Consider the following 5180-nt stretch of genomic DNA (forward strand, 5'->3'; position numbering starts at 1 on the left):
TTTACCAACTGTGGATAATTTGAAAATCCCTATTTTGACGAAAAACTTTGAAATATACTCTTCATAGCTGCTATTTCTAATTTTCTATTGCTATAATTACAACAATAGATTAGAATAAAGATATATTAATATAATTGAATATGCCGCTCATTCAACCATTGAAGTAGAGGTCGCAGCTTTTATGAGTACGGTAAACGAGACGCAGAGCACGTCAACGACTTTACCGGAAAGGAAAAGCTGCCGAAGTCTGGGCATTTCTCTGGGTGCTCAGGCTGGGGTTGTCACCGAATAGGGGCAACACTGTCATACCCGCATGAATTTGCGGGTATGGAGCGCTATCTTCATGGGAGAGTTGATGTATGCAGTTATCTCAACACTGCCGTCGAATCTCCTTCGACGGCTTTTTTTATTATATGGATGTCACAGAACATCCTATTAATAAAAATTAATAATTTTCAGATTTTTATCATAATATTTGTAAATAATAAGGGAGTGGTTCATTAATGAAAACAGCAACAAAAACAATGGTTGCTCCTTCTTCAGCTTCCCTTTCTGAGAGCGGATTGCGGCGAAAACTAAAAACACGCCATTTAACGATGATTTCCCTCGGAGGAACAATCGGTACAGGTTTATTTTTGGCAAGCGGCGGAGCAGTGCATACGGCAGGACCCGGTGGAGCACTTGCGGCATATATAGCCATTGGCATTATGGTGTACTTTTTAATGACAAGCCTTGCGGAAATGGCGGCATACATGCCTGTTTCTGGATCTTTTAGCACATATGCAACGAAATTCGTTGATCCTGCATTAGGGTTTGCATTAGGATGGAATTATTGGTACAACTGGGCGATTACGATCGCCGCGGAACTATCTGCGGTCACGATGATTATGAAATTTTGGTTTCCACATAGCCCATCGCTTTTATGGAGCGCGCTTTGCTTAAGCATTATGTTTCTTTTAAATTACTTATCGGTAAAAGGATTCGGAGAAGCGGAATATTGGTTTTCCCTCATTAAAGTGGCAACTGTCATCGTGTTTTTAATTGTCAGCTTCCTGATGATTTTCGGAATCATGGGCGGTGAAGCGATTGGCTTTAAAAACTTTACCATTGGAGATGCCCCGTTTCACGGCGGCTTTATGGCCATGTTAGGAATCTTTATGGCGGCGGGATTTTCCTTTCAGGGAACGGAATTGTTAGGGGTCGCTGCTGGAGAAACAGAAGATCCGGAACACAGCATTCCCCGCGCCATTCGCCGGGTGTTTTGGCGCATCTTGTTATTCTATGTATTAGCTATTTTGGCAATCGGCTTGTTAATCCCTTATACAGATGAAAGACTTGCCAACGGCGATGTTACAGTTAGCCCGTTTACACTTGTATTCGATAAAGCTGGAGTTGCCTTTGCCGCTTCGGTAATGAACGCCGTCATTTTAACTGCTGTCTTATCGGCAGGCAACTCCGGCATGTACGCGTCTACCCGCATGCTTTGGGATTTAGCCCGTGAAGGGAAAGCGCCAAAATTTTTAGCGAAACTGGATAAACGCGGAGTTCCAGTCAATGCGCTTATTGTCACTTCATCAATAGGAACGCTTGCTTTTTTAGCTTCTTTCTTTGGCGATGGTGTCGTTTATACATGGCTATTGAACGCTTCCGGAATGTCAGGGTTTATTGCATGGCTCGGGATCGCGATCAGCCATTATCGATTCCGTAAAGCGTATATTGCTCAAGGGAAAAGCCTCGATGATTTACCGTATAAAGCGAAATGGTTCCCGTTCGGTCCTATTTTTGCATTTATTGTTTGCACCATTGTTATTTTAGGACAAAACTATCCGGCTTTTATTGGCGGAACGATCGACTGGTATGGGGTTCTTGTTTCGTACATCGGCCTGCCGCTCTTTATTATCGTCTGGCTCGGGTATAAGTTTGTGAAAAAAACAAAAATCGTTCCGTTGCATGAATGCGATTTGGAACAAAAATAAGGACTTGGTATGTATTACCAAGTCCTTATTTTTGTACTTTTTGCTCTTCATCATCGATAATTCCTTTTGTCGCATTTTTAAATTCACGCAACGTTTTTCCAGCCGCTTGTCCTAATTCCGGCAATTTTTTTGGGCCAAAAATTAATAGCGCGAAAAAAACGATAAGGGCAATTTCTCCAAACCCGATGTTCATACGATTCACTCCATATGCTTATTCAATTCTTTTATTATTATACCATACCTAAACCGCAAGCGCCATTCGAATACGATTATTGTTCTTGCAGAAGACGAACGGGTACTTCCATTTCTTCCTCTGGGCGATTTTTTTTATAAATACGCGCCATTTCCCGTTCTTCATCCACATGTTGAATCATTACCTGCTGCCCTTCGTATGTGACTGGCACGATTTTTCCCGATTTTGCGATTTGCTTTGCACGTATGACTTCCATTACCAATTTTCCTTCCCTTCTTCGTCCGCTTTGGCGCTATCTTCCGCTAATGAATGTAGACTTTTCCAAAACAATTCGTCATTACATACAAGGTGCACAATTTGTTCAAGTTCTCCTTCGTCCCCTTTCGCGTTGATTATTTCTAATAACTGGGTCATATCGGTCGTTTCGCGTTCTACCATCAAATTATCACACCTTTCCAAAAATTGATATACTATTGACCCCTCAAAAGAGAAGAAGTATCATTCGAATTGGTATAGATAAGAAGGGAGGAAGATACAATGAGCGAACGCGATTATTACTTTGACAATGCAAAATGCGCACTGATGCTTCTCGTCGTGTTCGGTCATTTTCTCCGCCCGTATATCGATAGTGTACTATGGGTGCATAGCTTATATATTTGGATTTTCTTTTTCCACATGCCGGCGTTTATTTTTATCTCAGGTTATTTTGCTAAAAAATTTCATGAACAAGGATATTTAAAAAAGATAACAAAAAAATTATTGCTTCCCTACCTTATTTTTCAACTGTTGTATTCGGTTTACTATTACTTTTTATATCAAAAAGATTCCATTGAATTCGATTTGCTCACTCCCCAATGGAGTCTATGGTTTTTAATTAGCTTATTTAGTTGGAATTTGTTATTATGGATCTTTGCCAAAATCCCAAAACACGTTTCACTATTGCTTGCCCTTCTCTTAGGAGTAGGAGCGGGCATGATCGAAGCAGAGAAATGGCTAAGTATATCGCGTACGTTTACGTTTTTCCCATTCTTTTTATTAGGATTTTTCCTTCAAAAAAAGAATATTGAACGATTATTTACATGGCGCGTACGTTTATTTTCACTATTTGCACTAGTCGGGATGTTTATCATGATTCATTTCGGATTTCCTGATTTGCCGCAAGAATGGCTATACGGTTCCAAATCATACGATACGCTCGGCGTACCAGAGGAAAAAGGAGTTTTCGTGCGCCTGGTTATTTATGGCGCAAGCACTCTGATGATGGTCAGTTTTCTCTCGCTTATTCCAAACCATCGTTTTTCTTTCTCGGTGTTAGGCGCAAGAACATTTTATATTTATATTTTGCACGGGTTTATTTTAAAATACTTGCATGAAACAAAACTTCCAGATTTTATTATGAGCATTCACGGTTACCCGCTATTACTAGGATTGTCCGTCATCGTTGTGCTTGTTCTTGGAAGCAAACCGATTGTACGCATTATGCGCCCACTTTTGGAATGGCGATTCCCAAAAAAGAAACAGGCTGTTTCATAAACATAGTAACAAAGAAAAGGCTGTCCCAATATCGGTAAAATAACTTTTTGCGGGCAGCCTCTTTCCTTGTTTTTACATCATTTTGATATTTTTACTTTTTCAAAAGATCTTCTCCTCATTCTCCTGCATGTTCTTCTTTTCATTGTGTCGACGGTGACCGCCTACTTTTTTCAATTGTGGGTAGCATAAACCATTCCACAGCAATTCTGTTTACACACAAACACCAAGTTCCCTTTTGGTGTAAATCTCTCTCATTCAATTTCTCCTCATACGTCATGTTCTCAATTCAGCTAATCTCTTTCAGCAACTCTTTCTTTTGTTTCCGCTCCAAGGGTGACCACCTTCTTTTTCTCGCAGTACATGTAGTTCTCCTCACTCCTTTAGGCGGAATCCATAATGACTCGTTTTTGTTTGGTCTTTGGATATCCAAAGTGACCAAATGGCTCCAAACATGGAGGTCTCACCGGTTATTCGTGATAACGATAAATTGATTTTCTGTTCTCACACCTGTATATTGTATCTATATAGGTTGTAATAAAGAATTTCCGATCTCCATGTCCCGTCTTTATCACCTGACAAGCTGGCACGGTAACAAGAAGAGCGAACAATGCCATGTAAAACAAAATTGCAACTTATATAGGTTGGTTCTTACTAGCCATTTTTCCATGATCATCTTTCACCGCCGTGAATGTCGCATCCGGATTCGTTTTCGAAAATCTATTCCGTTCGCCTAACACTTCTTGATATTCTTTGTGGAGAAAGAAGATTTTATTCCAATTGCCATTTGTCTTTCTTTCACTTGCGACTCTTCGGCTCTTTCTCTGGTTCCCTCCCACTTTTATGAGTAATGAACTACTTTTTCTTGAAATTATAACGATATATTTTGCTGGCTAGATACTACATCTTCAATAGATACAAATTCCTCAGATATTGGGCGAATTTTCTTTGCACCTACTAAGAAATAGTAAATGCTTCCCGCGCCAAACACGAACAAAATTACAACGATCAATGGAACTTCCATTCCGAAGAGAGGAAGGTTTGTAGCTAACACACTATACTTTAATACGCAAAAAAACGAAATGATACCTAAAAAAAGTGCTATGCCTGGGACAACTGGATAGCTTACTTTGAAAGGACGTTCCATATTAGGTTCTTTTTTCCGCAACACAAACAGCGATATGAGACTCAAGCAATACATAGTAATCGCACCAAACACAGATAAAATAATTAAAGCATTGGCAAAACTAGCTGAACCAGCACTAACTACTCCTATGATACCAGGTACAATTAATCCCCAATGTGGCACTCCGTTTTTTGATAAGCTGCTCCTTTAACACCTATTAGATTAATGAAAATAAAAAGCGAAAAAACAGCTACTGTAGCATACACAGCGTTAATACTTGGAAGTGACATACTCCCACCACCTACGCTTCGCTTAGAGGTGGGGGCTTCTCGGGTAATCCCATCTCATGATGGGA

Annotated in this window: 6 protein-coding genes and 1 riboswitch; of the genes, 2 read left to right on the forward strand and 4 right to left on the reverse strand. The window is 40.1% G+C overall.

The window, feature by feature from the left end; translation table 11 throughout:
* Positions 1-156: 156 nt before the first annotated feature.
* A riboswitch (Lysine riboswitch) is annotated at positions 157-346 on the forward strand.
* A gap of 157 nt (positions 347-503) precedes the next feature.
* Complete coding sequence (locus DCC82_RS10905; protein WP_097354595.1) at positions 504-1976, forward strand: amino acid permease; 1473 nt, start codon at positions 504-506, stop codon at positions 1974-1976.
* A 25-nt stretch (positions 1977-2001) separates the two neighbouring features.
* On the opposite strand, the gene DCC82_RS10910 is transcribed toward DCC82_RS10905, so the two are convergent.
* The 3 genes from DCC82_RS10910 to DCC82_RS10920 form a co-directional block, all read right to left on the reverse strand.
* Positions 2002-2169, reverse strand: a complete 168-nt coding sequence (locus DCC82_RS10910) for a twin-arginine translocase TatA/TatE family subunit (protein ID WP_015864102.1) — start codon at positions 2167-2169, stop codon at positions 2002-2004.
* Between the two features lie 76 nt (positions 2170-2245).
* A complete protein-coding gene (locus tag DCC82_RS10915) occupies positions 2246-2425 on the reverse strand; it encodes an H-type small acid-soluble spore protein (RefSeq protein ID WP_015864103.1) in 180 nt (59 codons plus the stop codon).
* The gene (locus DCC82_RS10920) at positions 2425-2607 is read right to left on the reverse strand and encodes a hypothetical protein (RefSeq protein WP_081188854.1); all 183 of its coding nucleotides are present in this window, start codon (positions 2605-2607) and stop codon (positions 2425-2427) included. The genes DCC82_RS10915 and DCC82_RS10920 overlap by 1 nt, the downstream gene beginning before the upstream one ends.
* A gap of 99 nt (positions 2608-2706) precedes the next feature.
* On the opposite strand from DCC82_RS10920, the gene DCC82_RS10925 reads away from it, so the two are divergent.
* Positions 2707-3702 carry an acyltransferase family protein gene (locus tag DCC82_RS10925; protein WP_015864105.1) on the forward strand — a complete coding sequence of 332 codons (996 nt, stop codon included), beginning with the start codon at positions 2707-2709 and terminating at the stop codon, positions 3700-3702.
* A gap of 868 nt (positions 3703-4570) precedes the next feature.
* On the opposite strand, the gene DCC82_RS10935 is transcribed toward DCC82_RS10925, so the two are convergent.
* Positions 4571-5008 carry a permease gene (locus DCC82_RS10935; protein ID WP_233252988.1) on the reverse strand — a complete coding sequence of 146 codons (438 nt, stop codon included), beginning with the start codon at positions 5006-5008 and terminating at the stop codon, positions 4571-4573.
* Between the last annotated feature and the right edge of the window lie 172 nt (positions 5009-5180).

Source organism: Geobacillus sp. LYN3 (genome assembly GCF_003064505.1).
Lineage (GTDB): Bacteria > Bacillota > Bacilli > Bacillales > Anoxybacillaceae > Parageobacillus_B > Parageobacillus_B toebii.

Bases quoted from the DNA above. Each gene is read 5' to 3' on its own strand.
- DCC82_RS10905 (WP_097354595.1), top strand. From the start codon at position 504: ATGAAAACAGCAACAAAAACAATGGTTGCTCCTTCTTCAGCTTCCCTT.
- DCC82_RS10910 (WP_015864102.1), bottom strand. From the start codon at position 2,169: ATGAACATCGGGTTTGGAGAAATTGCCCTTATCGTTTTTTTCGCGCTA.
- DCC82_RS10915 (WP_015864103.1), bottom strand. From the start codon at position 2,425: ATGGAAGTCATACGTGCAAAGCAAATCGCAAAATCGGGAAAAATCGTG.
- DCC82_RS10920 (WP_081188854.1), bottom strand. From the start codon at position 2,607: ATGGTAGAACGCGAAACGACCGATATGACCCAGTTATTAGAAATAATC.
- DCC82_RS10925 (WP_015864105.1), top strand. From the start codon at position 2,707: ATGAGCGAACGCGATTATTACTTTGACAATGCAAAATGCGCACTGATG.